The 21222-nt window shown below is 51.3% G+C and carries 14 protein-coding genes; 8 read left to right on the forward strand and 6 right to left on the reverse strand.

The window, feature by feature from the left end:
• Positions 1-94: 94 nt before the first annotated feature.
• Positions 95-2293 carry a M20/M25/M40 family metallo-hydrolase gene (locus KOO63_08620; protein ID MBU8921869.1) on the forward strand — a complete coding sequence of 733 codons (2199 nt, stop codon included), beginning with the start codon at positions 95-97 and terminating at the stop codon, positions 2291-2293.
• Between the two features lie 36 nt (positions 2294-2329).
• On the opposite strand, the gene KOO63_08625 is transcribed toward KOO63_08620, so the two are convergent.
• The 3 genes from KOO63_08625 to KOO63_08635 form a co-directional block, all read right to left on the reverse strand.
• Positions 2330-2917 carry a cell wall-active antibiotics response protein gene (locus tag KOO63_08625; protein ID MBU8921870.1) on the reverse strand — a complete coding sequence of 196 codons (588 nt, stop codon included), beginning with the start codon at positions 2915-2917 and terminating at the stop codon, positions 2330-2332.
• Positions 2914-3444, reverse strand: coding sequence for a hypothetical protein (locus KOO63_08630; protein ID MBU8921871.1), 531 nt, complete (start codon positions 3442-3444; stop codon positions 2914-2916). The genes KOO63_08625 and KOO63_08630 overlap by 4 nt, the downstream gene beginning before the upstream one ends.
• 257 nt (positions 3445-3701) lie before the next feature.
• Positions 3702-4358 (reverse strand): Crp/Fnr family transcriptional regulator, encoded by a 657-nt coding sequence (locus KOO63_08635; GenBank protein ID MBU8921872.1) that lies wholly within the window; start codon positions 4356-4358, stop codon positions 3702-3704.
• 160 nt (positions 4359-4518) lie between these two features.
• Here KOO63_08635 and hcp point away from each other — a divergent pair, with 160 nt between their 5' ends.
• From hcp to hemW, 3 genes are all read left to right on the forward strand, one after another.
• Positions 4519-6153 (forward strand): hydroxylamine reductase, encoded by a 1635-nt coding sequence (hcp, locus tag KOO63_08640; protein MBU8921873.1) that lies wholly within the window; start codon positions 4519-4521, stop codon positions 6151-6153.
• 225 nt (positions 6154-6378) lie between these two features.
• The gene (gene lepA / locus KOO63_08645; protein MBU8921874.1) at positions 6379-8175 is read left to right on the forward strand and encodes a translation elongation factor 4; all 1797 of its coding nucleotides are present in this window, start codon (positions 6379-6381) and stop codon (positions 8173-8175) included.
• Entirely contained in the window at positions 8165-9295 is a 1131-nt protein-coding gene (hemW, locus tag KOO63_08650; protein ID MBU8921875.1) for a radical SAM family heme chaperone HemW, read from the forward strand. Before lepA ends, hemW begins: the two co-directional genes overlap by 11 nt.
• Positions 9296-9364: 69 nt before the next feature.
• Here the strand turns inward: hemW and KOO63_08655 are convergent, their stop codons facing one another.
• Positions 9365-11383 carry a T9SS type A sorting domain-containing protein gene (locus KOO63_08655; GenBank protein MBU8921876.1) on the reverse strand — a complete coding sequence of 673 codons (2019 nt, stop codon included), beginning with the start codon at positions 11381-11383 and terminating at the stop codon, positions 9365-9367.
• Positions 11384-11535: 152 nt separating this feature from the next.
• On the opposite strand from KOO63_08655, the gene KOO63_08660 reads away from it, so the two are divergent.
• The 3 genes from KOO63_08660 to KOO63_08670 all read left to right on the forward strand — a co-directional run bounded on the left by KOO63_08660 (position 11536) and on the right by KOO63_08670 (position 16056).
• Entirely contained in the window at positions 11536-13422 is a 1887-nt protein-coding gene (locus KOO63_08660; GenBank protein ID MBU8921877.1) for a tetratricopeptide repeat protein, read from the forward strand.
• Positions 13423-13512: 90 nt separating this feature from the next.
• The gene (locus KOO63_08665) at positions 13513-14655 is read left to right on the forward strand and encodes a hypothetical protein (GenBank protein MBU8921878.1); all 1143 of its coding nucleotides are present in this window, start codon (positions 13513-13515) and stop codon (positions 14653-14655) included.
• Between the two features lie 15 nt (positions 14656-14670).
• A complete protein-coding gene (locus KOO63_08670; protein MBU8921879.1) occupies positions 14671-16056 on the forward strand; it encodes an O-antigen ligase family protein in 1386 nt (461 codons plus the stop codon).
• Positions 16057-16119: 63 nt separating this feature from the next.
• Here the strand turns inward: KOO63_08670 and KOO63_08675 are convergent, their stop codons facing one another.
• Positions 16120-17058 (reverse strand): hypothetical protein, encoded by a 939-nt coding sequence (locus tag KOO63_08675; GenBank protein MBU8921880.1) that lies wholly within the window; start codon positions 17056-17058, stop codon positions 16120-16122.
• 5 nt (positions 17059-17063) lie between these two features.
• Positions 17064-18650: a hypothetical protein gene (locus tag KOO63_08680; protein ID MBU8921881.1), complete on the reverse strand. Its 1587-nt coding sequence runs from the start codon at positions 18648-18650 to the stop codon at positions 17064-17066.
• 342 nt (positions 18651-18992) lie between these two features.
• Here KOO63_08680 and KOO63_08685 point away from each other — a divergent pair, with 342 nt between their 5' ends.
• Positions 18993-21137: a tetratricopeptide repeat protein gene (locus tag KOO63_08685; protein ID MBU8921882.1), complete on the forward strand. Its 2145-nt coding sequence runs from the start codon at positions 18993-18995 to the stop codon at positions 21135-21137.
• The last annotated feature ends 85 nt before the right edge of the window (positions 21138-21222 follow it).

Consider the following 21222-nt stretch of genomic DNA (forward strand, 5'->3'; position numbering starts at 1 on the left):
TTTTGCCCCTCCGATTATGATTGATTCCCCATAAGAGCCGCTACGGCCTGCCTCCACGATTGCGCCAGATCAGGCCAAAGGGTATATTAGTCACATGGCTACTATTTTTAAAGGATTAATTTTAAAATTTTCCAGGCCAGATGCTTTTCAGCTGCCGGTCCGGATCTTCGTCATTCATCTCATCGCGTTCATTTTTCTGTCTTCAGGACTAAAAGGGCAGTCCTGTACGATCTGCCAGCTTACCGGCAGGATCGACAGCGGGAATATCGCGGAAATAATAAAATGTCTGAGTGGTGAAGATCCGATCGACACTGGCGATGGCCTGGTGTCCATTAACACCCGGTACGCTTTTTCACCTCAAAAGGCGATAGCTACAGACTACCTGATGGACCTGGCCACAAGTTACGGATATTCACCTTTCATACACAGTTTCATACTGAAGGTCGACCGTCCCGATCTCACCGGGATCGCAGTTTCCCCCGGAGCAGATACTGTGTGGGTGGGGTCGATGGATGGCGATATATTCATCTCTTTACGCGATAACGGCTGGTCCAGTTTCGACAGGTTGTCAGGGTTAGATGGCAGGGTGAACGAGCTGGTGCTGTCGGGAGGTGGGCGACTGTGGGCCGCTTGCAAGGCCATAGGAGGTGGGTGGGGAAAGATTTTCTCTTCAGATGACGGCGGAGTGACCTGGGAGATGAAGAAGGACGGCGGTGAAACCGACTTTTCTTCTCTGAACACGATCAGTTTCTGGGACGAGCAATGGGGTTTTGCCGCGGGAGACCATGGGGCCTTCCTCAATACGAGTGATGGAGGGGAGAGTTGGTGGACCGAGGCTATACCCTTACCGTACAACATCAACGGTTCGACGGCTCTTGGTCCCTTTCATTATTTGATCGTCACAGATGCCGGTTATCTTTTCGAAAGCACCGATCGCGGTTTTAGCTGGTCCTCGACCAGTTTGAGTCCAGCGATGGCGCGCCTGACTGATATCGATTTTGTGGATGAGGTCCATGGCGTGATAGTCGGGTCAGGGGTGGTGTTTTATACTTCGGACGGAGGGACGACCTGGGACGAGACCGCCCATCCGGCAGAGCTGAGATGCGTGGAGATGATCGATTCGATAAACGTTGTCGCATCGGGAGGTGGTGGAGAGGTCTGGATCAGCGAAGACGGCGGCGCGTCCTGGGTTTCACTGGAGAACGGATGCATCGGTACTGAGCCTGTCTGGAGATTCTCTATGGACTCCGGTGGTGGAATGTGGACAGCAGGTGGTAACGAGATACTGAGAGTCGAGCCGGGATGGCCTGCTGTGGAAGATTGCAGGTCATACATCGTCGCCGATACTATTCGTGGTTCGAATATCGTTTTCCGAAAGGAGGGGATGAAAGAACCGGAGCACAGAGTCGTTCTGTGCGGGCACTATGATTCTATCAACAGGGAAACGGACCCTCTGGTCTGTGCTCCCGGCGCCGATGACAATGCCAGCGGGACCGCCTGTGTCCTCGAATGTGCCAGGATCCTGTCAGATGCCTGGCTAGACAGGACGGTCGAATTCGTCCTCTTCGATGGAGAAGAGCTGGGGCTCATCGGCAGTTCCGCTTTCGCCGCGGAGGCTGATACGCATGCGATTTATGACGCTCTGATAAATCTGGATATGGTCGGCAACGATTACGGCGGGACAGGGACCGCCCTTCTCGGAGCGGTCGAGGATTCGCAGGACTCTACGCTGGCCGGGATCCTTCTCCGCTGCTCAGAGGACTATACTCTGCAGTACACGCTTGACTGGTCTTACCGGATGACGCATAACCAGCCGACCAGTGACCAGCTTTCTTTCAAGGAAGTGGTGGACATGCCCGTGGCATGTATCATCGAAAGCGGATACAGGGATAATCCTCATTATCATAATTGTTCCGATCTTTTCGAATTCGTCAATATGGACTATATAGCAGATGTGGCGAGGACGGCTCTTTCGGCTGTGGCCGAACTGGCTGGATATGGACTGGCGCCCGCCGCCGACCTTGTCCTTCACCAGAACTATCCCAATCCGTTCTCCTCTTTTACAAGAGTCACCTTCGAGATCCCGCGTGAGATGGATGTAAGGTTATCCGTGCATGATGTCACGGGAAGGGAACTTGCTCTACTGATAAACGACCGTGTGGATGCTGACAGGTATCTGTACATCTGGAACGGAAGGAACGACGCCGGATCGGACCTTTCCAGCGGAGTCTATTTCATCAGACTGAAAGCTGGAGGCGAGACGAAATCGGTAAAAGCAGTAATCCTGCATTGATCAGGGACGACTGCTACCTGATTATAACACCGATCTTCAGCGTACTATCTCCATATCACCGAAGACCAGCGAGGGTTTCAGCCGAAGTATGCGGTCAGATCCGTCGCATTCAGGCGATCTGTAACTTCCATCTCTGACTTTGTTGCCGTCATAGGTAGTGATCGATCCGAACAGGGTGCTGCCGTCTATCTCGAAGGCGAGATTGGCGGGTACCCTTATCGAGATATCTCCGAAGACCGAGTGCAGGTCCAGCTGTCCATAACTTCCTATCCTTTTGATATCCTGAAGGTCGAGAGATATTTTTCCGAATACGCTGCTGATATTTCCTCCCGAAAACTCTTCGTTGTCGATCTTTACGCTGATGTCGCCGAATGCGCTCGAGTGCCTGATGAAAGGCGAAGACGTAGTGGTCGAAGTATCGCCGAATACCTGGAAGTCACCCTCGGTCTTTGTGTGTCTTCCTCTTTTTCTCAACAGATGGAATCCCCACCAGACCAGAAGAAGAGGGGATAGTTTCCAGAGAGAGTCACCCAGGTCGAAGATATTGAAATTGTTGATAATGAATAAAAACCCGATGATAATCAGGATTATCCCTATTCTTTTGTTACTTATTCCCTTTTTCATTCCTTACCTCCAGACTGCCATTCGTCATTTTCGGGCGGCCCGGTCTCTGATTTATTTCTCCTCATCAATAGCATGACACCGATCCCTACTACAAACAGGGGCCAGATATATTTAATGAAGTAAAAACTCTGCAGGAGGAAGATCATCCCGACGATCGTCAGTATGACGGCCGGCACCAGCAAACCCCGCTCTCTCTTGCCGAAGATGTACATCGCGAAAAATCCAAAGGCAGGACCAAGGATGAAAAAGGGCCACAGTCCTCCCATCCAGCTCCAGTCGTACCGGGCACTGAGGTTGAATATCATCCCGTAAGTCAGAAGTATCGTCCCCGGCATTATCAGGCCTTCCTTGCTTCGGTCGAATATAAAGCCCACCCAGAAGACAAGGCCGAGCAGAAGGACCATGTATGTCCACATGACCTCCCAGTCGAGATCGATTGTCCCGAAGTTGCTTAGTACCGCGATTAATCCGATGATGATCAGGATCAGTCCCGGTACGATCGATGGTTTTTTGTTCTTCCTGCTCATTTGGATACCTCCAGAATCTCGAAGGACCTTACGATGACATACTCATTATTGAAAAAACGTGTGCTGAGCCCGGTCGCTGCGAACACTTCCTGCTCAATGAGGATTCTCTCAGAATGGCCGGGTAGTTACAAGCTTAAAGCAGCAATGGAACTGACTATGTGGACTTGCAACCCGGCCTTTCTATTCTCAGCCTCCAGGTATTGATACGTACTGTCGGGCTGCTATGTTTCCATTTATTTGAAGGGAGGGGGAAGAGATCAATGGTACTCGTTGCCGCGTTTATCCCAGAATCCTTCGGTCAGGGTAAGATGGTCTTTTTCCCAGGCGATAAAGCCTTTTTCCTTAAGACGCGTTATAAGGCGGGAAAAAGTCTCTGGAATGGTTCCGATCGATGATGCGATGTCCTTTTTCGAGAGTTCTATCTTGTATTTTTCGTGGATCCCGTAATTTTCGGAAAGGAACATGAAAAATCTCGCTTCTACATCATAAGAGGTGAGGTAGAGGATCCGTTCGGCAAGGTATCGCTGTTTCTTCATCAGCATCGCGATGAAGCTGTTTCTAAATTCAGGTTTTTCGAGCATTCGCATGAGCATCCCCCGGGTCATACAGAAGATCGAGGAATCAGCTATGGCCTGCGCGTTCGTGGGATATCGGTTAGATTCAAAAAGGACGATCTCCGCGAAGTTCTCGGGGGGTTCGAGGAATTTTACCGTGATCTCTCTGCCATCGGCAGAGGTCTTGGTCAGCTTGATGCGGCCTTCGAGGAGTATGAACAGTTCGTCACCGGGCCGGCCCTCGAAGAAAATGAAGTCACCCTTTTCGAATTTCCTTATGACACCTGAATTCTCGATCTCGGCAAGGATTTCCTCATCAAGGCCCCTGAATATCTCCGCGTCTCTTATCCTCGAACTCATCTGCACGGTTAACCCTTTTATAAAAATAAAGTTACTTTTGTTAAAGAAAAGCGATATACTTGACCCAGGTCAAGGCAAAACTCCCATAGATAATATTAAATAGCATCATGATCTGTAATTGATTGCCGGGGTAATGCCTCGAAAGGAGAGAAGGATGGGAATGTTCTGTTTTCAGTGTCAGGAAACGGCAAAGAATGAAGGATGTATGGTAAGTGGTGTCTGTGGAAAAAAAGAATCTACAGCCAATCTTCAGGACCTGCTGGTCTATACGACAAAAGGATTATCGATCTACGCTCAGATAGCTGCGGAAAAAGGCGACAATATCACCGATATCGGCCGATACGTCGCTCATGCCCTCTTCGTCACAGTCACCAACACGAACTTTGACGATCCAGCCATCGAAGCAGTGATCAGGGAAGGCCTGGAGATGAAGCGCGGACTCGCCACGAAATATGGCGGCGAGATCAGCGGCACTCTTCACGATAGTGCTACCTGGGATCCGGCTCCCGGTGAGGACCTTCTTGAAAGAAGTAAAGAGGCGGGGGTCCTTGCCACCGAGAACGAGGACGCAAGGTCTCTCAGGGAACTTGCCATTTACGGACTCAAAGGCCTGGCGGCCTACTCTCATCATGCCCTCGTACTGGGTCATGAAAGCGACGAGATATACAAGTTTATCTTCAAGGCTCTCGTTTCTACGACGAAAGAGCTGCCCCTTGATGAGATGGTCGGTATGGTCATGGAAACAGGAAAGGTGGCCGTCGATACGATGGCTCTTCTGGACAAGGCCAACACGACCGCATACGGGTCTCCCGAGATCACAAAAGTCGATATCGGCACAGGCTCGAAGCCGGGGATCCTCGTATCGGGACATGACCTGAAGGATTTTGAGGAGCTTCTGCGTCAGACTGAAGGAAAAGGGATCGACATCTATACTCATGGCGAGATGCTTCCCGCTCACTATTATCCCGAATTCAAGAAGTATGATCATCTGGTCGGGAATTATGGTGGCTCCTGGTGGAAGCAGGCATCCGAGTTCGAGTCGTTCAATGGACCTATTCTGATGACGACAAACTGTATCATAACTGTAAAGGATTCATACAGGGACAGGATATTCACTACGGGTGCTGCCGGATACCCTGGCCTCACGCATATTGCTGACAGAGCAGAAGGTGGAGAGAAAGATTTCAGCGCGCTGATAGAGCTGGCCCTGAAGAGCGAGGCTCCCGTCGAGATCGAGACCGGTTCGATAACGGGCGGATTCGCCCACAACCAGGTTCTGGCCCTTGCTGACAAGGTCGTAGATGCAGTCAAAAGCGGTGCCATAAAGAGATTTGTAGTAATGGCCGGATGTGACGGACGGCAGAAGGGCAGGTCCTACTTCACAGACGTGGCCGAAGCACTTCCTTCGGACACCGTGATCCTGACGGCCGGTTGTGCCAAGTACCGCTACAACAAGCTGGAACTCGGCGACATCGGCGGTATACCCAGGGTCCTGGATGCCGGACAGTGTAACGACAGTTATTCTCTCGCCGTTATCGCTTTGAAACTCAAAGAGGTATTCGGTTTCGAGGATATCAACGAGTTGCCATTGTCGTTTGATATAGCATGGTACGAGCAGAAGGCCGTAACGGTCCTTCTCGCACTGCTCTACCTTGGATTCAAGGGGATCCGCCTTGGACCGACGCTTCCCGCATTCCTGTCCCCGGGCGTAGCGAAAGTCCTGGTAGACAACTTCGATATCAAGCCGATCGGTGATGTCGAGGGTGATATAGCCGCAATGATGGCCGGAAACTAAGAAAATATCCGGCAGATTGAATAAGGGCCCGGCACATGAATCTGTATCATGCGGCCGGGCCTTCCTTTATTTCAGAGAAATATGAATGTCGGGGAACTTCTTTACAGGAGGCGCGCAAACTATTAGATTGCGGGTTGTCGGGTCCCTGTATAGAGTGATCATGTTCTCTCAGGGGCCGGAAACATCATTTTAAGGAAAGGCTCTGGAACGGGGCAGGAGTGTCGATTGGTACGAATAAAGAATTTCAGCATTACAGCCCATATAGACCATGGCAAATCCACTCTGGCTGACAGGCTGATCCAGAATTCTCACCTGGTCGATGAGAGAAGATTCAAGAACCAGATGCTTGATACGATGGATATCGAGCGTGAGCGCGGGATAACGATCAAGAGCCAGACAGTATGCCTGCCGTACCGCAGCAGGTCGGGGGAGGATTTTATCCTGAACCTTATCGATACTCCGGGGCATGTCGATTTCTCATACGAGGTATCAAGGGCGCTTGCGTCATGTGAGGGAGTCCTTCTTCTTGTCGATGCCAGCCAGGGAGTGGAAGCCCAGACCATGGCCAATCTATATCTCGCGCTGGAACACGACTTGACCATCATTCCCGTTATCAACAAAATCGACCTTCCATCCGCCGACCCGGAGCGGGCGAAAGAGATGATCGAGGTGGAGCTGGGCCTCGATTCCGACAAGGCTATCCTGTGCAGCGCCAAGACGGGTTTTGGTGTGGAGGATGTCATGGAAGCTATTGTCGAGCAGATCCCTGACCCCTCAGGCGATCCGAATTTACCTCTTCGTGCCCTGATATTCGACGCGCAATACGATGCGTTTCGTGGAGCAGTCATCAGCTGCCGCGTAGTAGATGGATCGGTCAAAACTGGTGATACAATCAGACTGATGTCACTTGGGACGACACATAAGGTGGAGGAAGTAGGCGTCTTCAAGATCGATATGGAAAAGAGAAAGAGTCTGAGCGCTGGTGAGGTCGGATATATCATCGCCGGGATCAAGACGGTCAGTGATACAAGGATAGGTGATACGGTGGTCTTCGACGAGGATCCGATGCCTCCCGCTCTGGCCGGTTTCAAGGAAGTAAAGCCCGTAGTATTCTCTTCTATCTATCCGATTGATTCTGACGATAACGCGGCCCTGGCAGATGCTCTGGAAAAATATAAACTCAATGACGCGTCACTGACCTACCAGAGAGATTCATCAGCTGCTCTGGGGCACGGATTCAGGTGTGGATTCCTTGGGATGCTGCACCTCGAAGTGTTCCAGGAGAGACTGGACAGGGAATTCAACCAGGCAATAATCATGACTGCTCCGAGCGTGGAATACAAGTTCGTCCTCGCTAATGGAGAGGAAGTGGAAGTCGACAACCCCGAATACTATCCGGACCCGGCCATGATAGCGAAAGCCATGGAGCCATATATCAAGGCGACCATCATGATACCTGAAAAATACATGGGAGCCGTGATGCAGCTCTGTCTGGCCAGAAGGGGAGTCAACTCCCATTTTCATTATCCAACAGCCGGCAGGATAGAGGTCTTTTTCGAGATGCCGCTCGCCGAGGTCATCCATGATTTTTATGACAAGCTCAAGACGATCACTCAGGGATACGGATCGTTCGATTACGATCTTCTCGACTATCGGCAGGACGACCTGATCAAGGTCGATATCCTTGTTAACAGCGAGAGGGTAGACGCACTCTCGATTATTGTCCATAAGGAGAGAGCCAGGACAAAAGCGAAACTGATGTGTGACCGTCTCAGAGAAGAGATTCCGAGACATATGTTCAAGATCGCGATCCAGGCTGCCGTGGGGGGAAAGATAATAGCCAGATCGACGATATCGGCCATGCGAAAGGATGTCACCGCAAAATGTTACGGTGGTGATATCTCGAGAAAGAGAAAGCTCCTGGAGAAACAGGCCAAGGGCAAGAAACGAATGAAATCGGTCGGCAGAGTGATGATTCCCCAGGACGCCTTCGTGGCGGTCCTCAAGACCAATGAAGATTGATGGTTCGGCAGGCCTCTATATCCATATCCCTTTCTGTAAGACGAAATGTCCCTACTGTGATTTCTATTCGATAACATGCAACGATTCGCTGGCCGGTTATCCGGAGCTGTTGATCGGTGAGATGGAGATGTACAGGGATCGTTTCACTTCTTTTGACACGATCTACCTGGGTGGGGGCACCCCGTCTCTTATCGAGGGAGAGGCCCTGGCCGAAATACTCGAAAAAGTTCGATTGTCCTTTCACATACCGGAAACAGCCGAGATAACTATTGAAGTAAATCCGGATGACATCGAGATCTCTCTGCTGGATGCCTGGAATAGGGCAGGTGTGAACCGGATCAGCCTCGGTATACAGTCCTTCGATGATCGGCATCTGAAGTTTCTCGGGCGCAGGCATGATGGGTCATCCTCTGTCTCGGCCATCGAAATGGCATCAGGTGCCGGCTTCGAAAATCTCGGGATCGACCTGATATTCGGATTTCATGGGCAGACAATGGATGACTGGAGAGATGCGCTCGAAAGAGCGGCGGGGATGAGGCCCTCCCACATCTCCTGTTATCAGATGACGATCGAGCAGGGGACTTCGATGGGGCGGATGCTGAAAGAGGGTTCGATCATTTCTCCCGGCGAAGATATTCAGCATGACATGTTTGCCCTGGCCTCTGAATTCCTCAGATCTAGAGGATATCTGCATTATGAGGTCTCGAATTTTGCTCTTGGTGAAAAAAATATTTCAGGACACAATTCCAGATACTGGGACCATACTCCGTATCTCGGCCTGGGTCCCTCTGCACATTCTTTCGACGGGAGATCGAGATGGTGGAATCACCGTGATCTTGATCTCTATTCCAGCATGGTCCTGAATGGGGAATCTCCAGTAGAGGGGAAGGAGGATCTCTCGAAAGAACAGTTACGACTCGAGAGGATCTATTTTGGATTCCGGACACTTCGCGGTAACGACCTCGATGATATCCAGAGCGGAAAAGGGGGTAAAGAAGTGATGGAGAAGCTATTGGCCGGGGCCCTGGTCACCGTTGAGAATGGTAGAGTGATACCTACGACTCGCGGTATGCTTTTTGCCGACAGACTCCCGGTCTTGATTGTCTCAGGCACCCTTTGAACTCATCTTTCGGATCATGGAAGCATTCCAGGGGGCAGAATACTCCCGCGGCTTCTCCAGACATGACACTTACCTGAGTAGCACCATCTTGCGATTGATAGTCCCGGTGCCGGAAGTCAGCCTGTAGAAATAGACTCCCGAATTCACTTTCGAACCATCGTCCGCCAGGCCCTTCCATGACAGTGTATGATACCCTGCCGGGAAATATCCGCTGGCCAGCTTTCTGACGAGTCTTCCATTTACATCGAAGATATCGAGCGTGATCCTGCCTTCTGCTTCCAGTCCGAATTCTATCGTGGTCACGGGATTGAAGGGATTGGGGATGTTCTGTCCGAGAAATGGCATCAGGGGCGCTTCATCCGAGCCGGTCAGGTTGAGTTCCACATCGCAGAGGATCCAGTGGTCCGGATCGATCTCGACCGATGTTACCGGGTCGAAGGTAATGATTGCGAACGATTCCTGCGATTCGTCGATCCAGAGGATCGTATCGATGACCCCTGAGGTGGTAGTGATCCTCATGTCCACCGGCATCATATAGGGAATAGCCTGAGTCTGTGTTATCGCGCAGGAGAGATGAGTCTCTCCGCCCGCTTCGAATACATTCCAGGTGAGGGAATAGACAGGCCGGTCCTCCCGAGTCAGCCACTGGTCGAAGAACCATGACAGAGACGCGTCGTAATGGTCTTCGTATACCTGCCTCATGTCGTCGGTGTCGGCGTATGAGAATCTGTATCGGGAGTCTTCGAGATATGCCTGTGTCGCCGTGAAGAATGTGCCGTCTCCGAGGACATGTCTGAGCATGTGAAGTACCCACGCCCCCTTGTGATAGACGACAATGTTGAAATAATACCATGGGTCGTCATTATCAGGATCCCGCATCACCGGGCCGTCCCAGAGGTGAGGAGTATCTTTCGTCTCCATATAGCTTCGCAGTTTTACCGCACCCTCGATGTGTTCGAACCAGAGAGCTTCGCTGTAACTTGCCCAGCCCTCGTTGAGCCATATATTTACCCAGTCGCTGCATGTGACCATATCCCCGAACCACTGGTGTGCCAGTTCATGTACCCATATATAATCGTATTTATGCGAGCCGAGTGTGAGGGCTGCTCCATAGCTGGTGAGGGTCTGGTGTTCCATCCCTCCCCCGATGGCACAGTGAGCGATACCGTACTTTTCATCGACAAATGGGTATAGGCCGAATATAGACGAAAAGAAGTCCAGAACAGGGACCTGGATATTGAAATCCTCCGTGGCCTGAGCGATCTTGGACGGATAGACATAGTTTGTCACCATCATCGTCTCGCCCGGAGCGTATACCCACGGTTCTTCGAGGAGGACGTAATCGGAAGCCGTCACGCTGAAGAGATAATTTGCCATCGGGTAATTTTCTTTCCACTGAAAACGACGGTAAGGCGCCCCCCAATGGGTCGTATCGCTGACTCCGATAAACTCGCCGTTTGAGGTAGCTGTGAGAAGGGGATCTACCGCGAGCCTTATGTCGAACAGGGCCTTGTCGTCAGGATAGTCTTTGCAGGGGTACCATGTCCTTGCGCTCCAGGGCTCGCTGAGCGAATAGATCACCGGAGCCCCGTCGTACGATCTGAAGAATAGTCCGGGATGTGCCGCTCCTGCAGGATAGCCCTGATAATAGATATCGAGGCTGAATGGTTCGCCGGTGGCCAGAGGTCCCGGGAGTTCTATCTGGAGGATGCTTCCCCCGTTGACCCAGGACAGTTCGCCATATCCGGAAGCGGTGACCGACAGGATCTCAAGCACCGGGTCGGTGTCTATATCCATGGTCAGAAATCCATCCACGAGGCTTTCGAATTCTATCCCGATGCGCCCTTCGACTCTCTGAAGAATATGGTCTATTGCTATATCGATATCGTATCGGATGACATCATACTCCAGTTGGCTGGGAGTAGGATCGGGCATCATCAGCAACCCTCTCTCCATAGAGGCCGAGGCTCGTAAAAGATCCAACTGCTGGATGATATCTTCATGTATGATCTCGAACCGGTCCTGTGCTTCGGTGAGGGAGGGAGTCAGAACGGCCATCGACAGGAGAATGATTGCGAGGTTTCTCATCGTAGTAATTCCTTCCATGACTATAAGTTGCACTACAATGATAGCATATGACAGCTCTTCTGGCAAGGGAGCGCGTGATCACCCGTTCTCTGCTGATATCTCTTGCGTGCAAGGCTCTTCATCTGTAAAGTAATGGGAGACAGGAAAGTACGATGAAACAATACAAAGAGCATACATTCAAACCGGTTAAGATCATCCTTCCCGCTATTTTTGTAGTAGCGGCGGTAATCAGGGTCCTGTTCATAATTCAGCTCGAGAGATCCGATATCGGGGCGGTCCTGCCGCTGGATATGATGTTTTACCGGGAACTTGCCTCAAGGATATCTTCCGGGGCCGGTATTCCCGGAGGGGCGATCTCGTTCAACCCGCTTTATCCGGTTTTTCTCGCCGCTGTCTACAAGCTGTTCGGCGATGCGATGATATGGGTCAGGATATTGCAGTCGATCACAGGCCTCCTGACAATAGCACTCATATATGCGGCAGGGAGAAGGTTTGCTCTCAATATCGATGACCAGAGGATCGATCCGCGGATCACAGGACTGGTCGCTGCTTCCGTCTCGGCGCTGTATCCGCAATTCCTGCTGTACGAGGGCAGTCTTCTTGCTACAACTCTGGTGATCTTCATCTTTACAGCCTCATTCCTCCTGGCCCTGATCGTCGACAGGCCGATCGTCGATGGAAAGGTCCCCGTCATCGCCGGTCGAGAGGTCCCTCTCTGGATATGCTGTCTTCTGTTGGGACTGCTCATTGGCGCTGGAACGTTAGGAAGGCCGAATATTTTCCTTCTTCTCGTGCCCGCGATTCCTCTCTGGCTCTATTTCCGTTCAGGGAGGCGTGCAAGAGGGTTGATCACAGGAATAGTATGCCTGGCCGGAGTAGTCACGATGCTTCTACCTCCTGTCATCTATAACGCGTCTCAGACAGGGCAGTTCGTGCCTGTATCCACGCACGGAGGAATAAATTTCTATATTGGTAACAGGTCGGGGGCCACGGGCATATACAGCCCGCCTGAAGGAATGCGATCGGATATGAGGGGGCTGATCGAGGATGCCAGAGTGGTCGCCGAGAGAGAATCGGGAACGAGCTTGACCGATTCCGAAGCCTCTGACTACTGGATGGCCCGGGCCAGACAGTCTATATCCAGCGCCCCTGCCGCCTGGATGAGACTCCTCGGGAGGAAGCTGCTCCTTTTCTGGAACGGTACAGAAGTGTCCGACATAGTGGAGCTTTCGATATTCAAGCGGGAGTGTTCGACTCTCCATTCCGCCATAGTTCCTTTCAGCCTGATATCCGCGTTCGCCCTTCCAGGACTGATCCTTGTCTTTCTGTTGAGGAAAGGCAGGTGGGTGACCGGTATTTTTGCGGGCGCAGCCATAGCCTCTATCCTTCTCTTCTATATAAATGCCAGGTACCGTATACCTTCTGTTCCTGTCCTGATCGTTCTCGGTGCTGTCTTTCTGGTTTGGACCATCGGTACGCTGCGGGCGAGGGAATGGAAGAGGGGTGTGGTGGCAATCGCTTCTGTAGCCGCTGTTTTCCTCTTCATATCCAGTCGTGATCTGGTCTTTGTGGACAAGAGTGCCGCATATACTTTTCTTGGAAATCATTTCATGCAGAATGGAGAAATTGAAAAAGGGGAAAAGGCCTTTGCCGAAGCGTACAGACTCGCCCCGCGACTGGTGATGACCAATATTAATTACGGCAGGGTCCTGCTGCAAAAGGGAAAGCTGGAGGAATCCCGCTCGTTGTACGACCGGGCTTACAGGATACAACCTGATTTTCCCATGCTTGCCATCGAGTACGGTTCCCTTCTCGATCAGATGGGTATGAAGGAGGAGGCTGCAGCGATGTATCTGCGTGCCGTGGAACTGGGGCGCGACAGAGATACTCTGCTGGCCTGCCAGTTGCTTTCCCGTTCGGCTTACGAGGCGGGCAGGCTGGAAGAGTCGGCTTCCTGGATCAGAAAGGCACTCGAGATAGCGCCCGGGGACGAAAGGCTCAGGGGCCTTCTCCTGATGCTCGAACAGAAGGAACCTTAAATCGTTTTAACCTTGCCGGGATCTGCGGACAGTGATAAAGTCCCGTTCACGGGAACATCCCGGGAAGGGCTTCTGCGACAGGATCTGAATATGCTTGCCATCATATCTGTTATTCTCAGGCACAAGAAAACCGTTATCATCGTCACCCTGTCCGGCCTGGTCATCTCCGCAGTGATCAGTTTATTGATACCTCCGAAGTTTATTGCAAGAGGCGCCTTTCTTCCCACTGGGGTCGAAAAGGAACTTACCGGTGGTGGTGATTTCTTTTCGGGCCTCGGATCTATCGGCGAGACCTACGCGACTTTCGCCAGGGTAAAAAGGAATTATGTCATTGAATATATCGTCAGAAGCCGGAAGATGTGCGACCTCATCTCGAAGCGGTTTGACCTGGAATCGATCTACCGGGTCGACGGAGCTGCCCGGGCGCACAAAAAACTGAGCGAACATACAGGGATGATCATACTGAACGAAGGCGTCCTCATAATCTCGTTCGAGGATTCGGACCCGGTCAGGGCAAGGGACATTGTTTCGGCGTATTTTGAGTTTATAGACAAGCTTCTTATGGAATTTGCGATGGAAAATGCCAAGTCGAAACGTGATTTTCTCGAAGCTGAAAAAGCCAGGCGGGAGAAGATGATCGAGGACATGGACGACAGGCTCGCCCGGTTTATGAAGGAGCGCGGTGTCTTCGAAGTGCAGCAGCAGGCCAGGGCCGCATACAGGGTCATAGCGGGACTCGCCGCCCGTGAAACAATGATAGAAATAGAAAAGACGATGCTCGAGATGACGATGAAGGAGACAAACCCGGAACTGGAAAGACTGGAACTCGAACTTGACGCGGTTAGAGCGAGAGTCTCTGATCTTGTCGAGGGTGACGGTGGCGGAGAGCTTTTCCCGCCTCTTGACGAACTTCAGAATGTCTCATCGGAGTATCTTGGCATGATGAGTGAAAGGATCGTACATGAATTTGCCCTCGCATTCGTAAATCTCAAGCTGGAGGATGCCAGGATTGCCGAGGACAGCGATGTTAGTGTTATCAGGATAATCGATCCACCGGTTGTGCCCGAACTGAGGTCGTGGCCGAAGAGAAAGCAGATCGTAATTGTCGGGACAGCGGCGGCCTTTTTCTGGATATGTTTCATATTGTTACTGAGACAGCAGATAAAGGCCGGACGATTCTCCGACACGAAAGATGAATCCGGGGCGGACGCCTCTGTTCCGGATCCCCTGTAATGGGAGAGGGAAAAGTTGAGATTCGAGATCTTCGGTGAACCGGTTCATAAGGTCAGGCTGGCTCTTGCACTCTTTGTATTGACCGTATTCGCCGCCGCCGTAATTATTTTGATGCCGCGTGGGCTGGTCAGGCTCGCTTTTGTCGGTATCTTCACTCTTCCGATCCTGATCCTGTTTTTCGACCACCCGGAGTGGACGCTCTACGTCCTTCTCGGCCTGTTGTTTTCCAACATCTTTATCTTTTTTCATTTTCCACTCGTGCGCATGGCGGCCCTGTTTCTAATATCTTCCTGGGGCCTGTCCGTGTTAATGGGAAGGAGGATCGTCATTCATGACAGGAGGATGTTTTTCCTCACTACAGCTTTCCTCATCCTATCCTTTCAGTCGATGATCTTCGCGAGGAATATCGCCAGTTCTATTAATCGTATGGACAATTTTCTGACTACTCTCGTCACTCTTTTTTTAATCATACAATTCTCGAGGTCCAGGAACGAATTCTTCAAAGTATTGTTCGTGATATCCCTTGGCTGTCTGGTAAGTAATTTTCTGCCTTTTCTGGTGCCCCCTCCTGAGAAGTACGCAGACCTGTCATTAATATGGGGTCAGGCGGTATTGAGGTATGAAGGATATCTCAGGGAACCGAATATGTTTGCGTTTTCCCTGACCTTTCTTATCCCGATCCTGTTCATCCTTTTTGCCAGGCTAAAAAGGCCGTGGTTCGCGAGACCGGTTGTCGCTGTCGCGACGGTAGGAACGATATTCGTAATGGCGCTGAGTTTTTCAAGAGGAGCGTTCGTCGCTCTGGCAGCCATGTTCCTTACGCTCCTTATCGTGGAACGCCGTAACAGATCGATTCTGTTTGCCGGGCTGGCCATGATAGTGGCTGGAGCGCTGTTGGCTCCGGCAGCATACTGGGAACGGATAGCGTCTCTCGTGGAAATCGGGAATAGTATGACTGAGGACACCGCTATCATTTCGCGGATATATACAATGAAGATCGCCCTCATCCTTGGGATCAGGAACCCTTTGTTTGGGGTCGGATTAGAGAATTTTCTGTTTCATGCCTCAAGGTTCACCTCGTTCGGAAATTTTGTGCATAACAGCATCCTGCAGGTCTTTTCTGATCTGGGGATTCCAGCGCTCATCGTCTATTTCTGGATAATGATCTACAACCTGAGAGTGACCAGGGGGTTGATGAATCTCGGGGGAGATCCTGAAGCTGCCCAGATAGGAAGATTGTTGTTCGTGCAGCAGGTAGGGGTGCTTATAAATTCGATGTTCATCCCTGTGTCCCACCACATGATCCTCTGGTTGACGATGTTACTTCCCACGATGGCCTGGTACGCATGTACAGGGAGACAATTCACTCCTCTGAAAAAATCGCTGCATCAAAGAAATTAACGGTCTGAGCGGGAGTCAGAGTAAACGAGGCTGAAACTGTTAAGGGAACCATCGAGATCAAGGCTAGAACTGGTAGCTGAGCGATAGTCTGGTCTGCCTGCCAAACGCGTCTTCAGGGTCAAAAGTGAATGAGAGGGCTATATCTGTGGCCGCCAGGCTTGTGAGAAGTCCGAAACTCGTTATCGTCCGGGAATAATTTACCAGTCTCGCATCGATACCGCCAAGGATTGACAAGGTGCCTTCGACGATCACTATCTCGGAACCGAGAAGGACCCTGTTCATTTCTCCGGCTTTCGTTACTATGTCTCCCTCGACCGATACGCGACCGAAAAGGTCTTCCAGTGACAGTGCGAGATTGATCGAAGAGTCAAGCTCTTCATCGATCTCCGGATAATGTATAATGCTGCTGGTATTCCTGGCGACCAGTCCGAACCATAAGTTGCGATACAGTCGAGTCGTCCATCCGAAATCATATGCCATCCCCCAGGAATCGGCATCGTCAAGATCGGTCCAGCTTCTCATGAATCTGACGGTAGCTCCGATGCTGTTGAAATGATTAAGGCTGAATGCCATCGAGAATCCGGCCGTTCCTTCGTTCCAGGCCGATCCACCAGCCAGTTTCAACCCCAGATGGGATATCGAAACGGCGGCAGCCAGCCTTTTGACCTCTATTGTTCCATCGGGCGACGTTCTGGTGTCCATGAAGCCGGTACCGACTGTTATAATGCTGTAAAGGTTGTCAAGGCCGGGGACCGGCCTCGTCACACCTGCTGTCAATCTCGTCGAGCGAAGGAAAACCAGATTGGCGGGATTGTAATATGCTGCCCCGTCGTCCCTGGCGAGAAGGGTGGCAGCTCCGCCGAGCGCTTCACCCCGAGCGTCCCAACCCATCGGGAGAAATGTTCCGCCTCGGGAGCCCTCGGTCGCCGATACCATAACTGAAAACAATGGCACCAGGACAGCTGCGATAATGAATGAAGTTATTTTTCTTTTACAGGTCATCACAGTTATTTCACCACTGCTATAAAGTTCTTCTCTATCGTTTTGGATTCTCCGGAATGTATCGTCAATAACATAAGATATGCACCGTTTCTTACGGTCTCACCGTCGTCGTTGAGCAAGTCCCACTCGATCTCGTAAGTCGAGGATATGGACCAGTCTCTGATCGTCCTGACCTTTTCGCCTCCGAGATCGTATATATCGATCCCGACTCCGCTGGCCGCAGACCCGGTCACTATCTGGAATATATCAGGGCCACGGAAGACCTCGGGATAGGATATCCCCGTCCCGACAGAGTATGTTACCTCAAGGATCTTCGAACTCCCGCTTTCATTGCCTGCTACATCTCTGGCGATGACCCAGATCCTGTTCTGTCCGATGCCCAGTTCTACAGTGGGGGGCATAAAATATATAATAGTCGTGTCGGAGGGCGTATTTTCGTATGAACTGAAAATGACCAGGCTGTCTACGTCTTCATCAAACTCCAGTTCCAACTCTATCTGAGAAGTCAGTACCGTCCCCGGCCTGTTCAATATCAGGGGTGATGCCGGCGAAGTCCTGTCCAGAGTGAATGTGAGGGACAAATAACTGAGCTGATTGTAATTGTCACTGCATTTTACATTCAATGTATATTGATTCTCGAATCGCGACACAGTCCCGTTTACTGTGTCGGGGACATCGAATCTCCAGTAAAGGGTGTCTGCCTGGTACCATGAACTGTCCGGGGCCATGTAATCACTCTCGTAATAAACGTCTTCCGTGTCATTCTGTCCCCAGGCCAGTATAAGGGATCCGATTTGTATTCCAGCGGAGTCCCGGCAGTAACCTGTTATTTCGAGTGGTACGGTCCTGGTCTCAGCTTCGATCCCGGTAAGGATGATGATCTCGGGGGATTCTGTGTCTATCTCGACCGCGCCCGAAGCTGTGGCCTTATTTCCTGCTACATCTGTGATATCGATCCCAATCGACTGGAGACCTGGAAGAGTGGAAACGGGCGGCAGCCATTCGTAAAGATATTCGCCGTCAGCTGTCACTTCGAGAGCAGTAGTCCACAAAGTTTCCTCTGGATCGGTGATCGTTATAGATGTTGCCGAACCTGTCTCAAACGAGGAGACAGTATAATAGATCGATACGGTCGAGGAGTCCGTGGGGAATCCGGGAGAAAAGACTCCCGGCTCGATCCTGTCAATATTCACCGAAGGCGGAGTAAGGTCGACAACTATCGTCCTCTGCTGGTACTCCCCAGTGCCTCCGCTGTATTCGTAGAGTCGCAACAGATACTCGCCCTCCGGCAGCAGTACGCCCTCATGGTCACGGCCGTCCCAGACGGCGGAATACTGTCCCGCAGCCAATCCAGTTTCCAGGTAGACGGTATCCAGCACTTCCGTCATCGCCAGGTTCTCGATCGTGACCAGGAGGGTGTCGACCCCGCCTGCGAGTATCAGAGACGCGATCATTGAATCCTTCACTCCGTCGTCGTTTGGTGATATCGAGGGAAAGTTGATGATCAGAGTTACCTGACCAGCTTCCGCCGGAGCAGAGAAAGCCGGGAGGATCAGGAACAGGACCAGTATGTTTATAATCCACAGGCGCAAGAAACACTTCCCTTGGTTAAATCTTCAAACACCTCTGTATTATATGTGTCATCTTCCCGGCCAGTCAACATCTAAACTATGATCAGGACTCCGGTAATAAAACAAGTTGCAAGTTGCAGGAACCGTATTCCTGTGATAGGATCAAAGGGGTCCAATGTAAAATCTGTACGGAAAGAGAGTGTGATCTGCCGTTGTTCCGGTTCTGCCTGGAGGTGATCAGCAATTTCTTCGTCGAAGGGTAAGAAGGCCGGAAAGAAGAGTCAGAATTCTTCTCAGGATGGTATTTCATCAGCCCTTGCCGCCGGGTACCTGATTTTTCTTCTCATCCATTTGATTCCCCTCATGTCGGCGAGCCAGACCTTATGGGGAATCGATCAATGGAGATATATTCCTGCCCCGTTTCTGTTCATACTGATCGTCTTCGGGGTCCTTCCCCTGATTCCATCGGTTCGGAGTACTCTTGCAGGCATGGTGTCGAAAGCCGTCCGGCCTGAAAAGAGAGAAACGACCCTTCGGGGACGTGCGATCCCTGTCCTCCTGGCAATTGTTTCCGTTGCTCTGATCTTCTGGTTGTTCCGGCAGAAGACTCATTTCCTCGGCGATGGTTATCTCTGGATAAAGTTTCTCGAGTCCGGAGATTTCAGCAGGTATTGGGATCTGACAGCTCTTTGCCTGATATATAATGGTATTCACCGTTTTCTCAACATCATATATCCCTTCGGCGATGTTGGTATGCCAGTTGTCGCCACAGGGATCAGTATCTCCTCCGGCCTGATCTTCCTGATATTCGCCTGGAAGAGCGCCAGGGTTCTTTTCACATCGATCAACAAAACTCTCTTTATCTTTCTGGCTGTCCTGTCGTCTGGTTCGATCATGCTCTTTTTCGGATATATCGAAGCCTATCCTCCGGTAGCGCTGGCCGCGATGATATATATTTATTATGGTCTTCTCTTTCTTCGCGGGCGTACCAGTCTGCTAGCCCCTGCTGCGGCCCTCCTGCTCGCCCTCCTGCTGCATCCCTCGATGGCCGCTCTTTTTCCCGGCCTTTTGATCCTGTGCTATCTGAATAGGGGGAAAAGACCCGGCTGGAGAAGATATTTCCTGGTCCTCACAACGTCGGCAGCCGGGTGTTTTATCCTACTCTACATATTCCAGCAGTCAGGTATTTTCCCGGGTTTTTTCAACGAGAGTTTTTTGCCTCTTTTCGATGGGAGTCATCTCAACAGGGTCCCATACCCGGTTCTGTCAAAGGGAAGTGCGGCCGACCTTCTGGGCGAGATCTTGCTGGTCTGCCCGGTCGTCGTTCTTGTGTCTGCCGTATTTTTCCGGAAGGGGAAGATGGAGGAAAAGGGTAGATCTGGCAGGAAGGGCAAATCGGGCGCAGAGGATCGATCAGGCACTGATGGACCGTCTGCCGAGATCCTGTTTCTATTGACTGTTTCGGTATTTTTTGTACTCGAGTTCATGGTGACAAATAAATTGATCGGGGCAAGCAGGGACTGGGATATTTTTGCCTCGATGGCCCTGCCGATGTCGATGATGACTGCATTGCTTCTTCTTCATTATTTCAGAGACAGAGTTGCCGAGCTTATCGTCTTCACATTCTTCATCATGATCCTTCATACAGCAACCTGGATAGGTATCAACGCCTCGGAAGAGGCCTCCCTCGACCGTTTTTCAGATCTGATCGAAAACTACAGCTGGAGCGATTACGCACGGGGCTACGCGAACGACGAGCTGGCCACCTTTTATCTCGACAGGGGAGATGAATCGCGGGCGCTGGATTTTTCGAGAAAGTCGATAAAGGCCGATCCTGGGAATATCAGGTATCTGTATAACGCAGCGACAAGACATATGATCTGCAACAGGCATGATGAGACGATCAGGCTCTACAGGAGAGTCCTGGAGAAGAATCCCGATTATCTGGAAGCAAGGCTCAATCTCGGTACTCTTTTCTTCAACCTGGACAGGCTGGATGAGGCAGGTAGCGAGTTTTTGGATGCGATCCGGCTGGATTCGACATCGGCGATCGGACACGAGAAACTTGCGCATATCTGCCTTCGAAAGGGTATTTTTGGCCGTGCTGTGGGTCATTTCGAGAAATACCTGTCGATCGAACCTGAAGATGTCGATGTACGTTTCGAGTTGGCGATGCTTCTCGACCGTCTCGACGATTCCGATGGGGCGCTTCGGCAGCTAAACCGGGTCCTTCAATTGCGCAGGGATGACGTCAGTGTCATGAACAACATCGGGGTCATCCACTGCAAGAGGAGAGAGTACTCCGACGCTGTCCTGATCTTCGACAAGGCGCTTCAGCTCAACCCCGACCAACCATCGATCCACGGGAACCTCGCCAGGGTCCATTATCTTGAGGGCTATTATGAGATGGCATGGGAACATGTCTTTAAGGCGGAAAGGCTCGGCGGAGTCGTTCCGCCCGACCTTCTCTCCAGTCTTGAGGCAGTTATGGATCGTCCTGCAAACTGACAATGACCGTTAAGTTTTTCCCTTACAACTCTCTTCTTGCTTGAGGTGGGGGCATGTCTTATAGTGCATCCGGTTGTCAGATCTG

The organism is Candidatus Latescibacterota bacterium, assembly GCA_019038625.1.
Lineage (GTDB): Bacteria > Krumholzibacteriota > Krumholzibacteriia > Krumholzibacteriales > Krumholzibacteriaceae > JAGLYV01.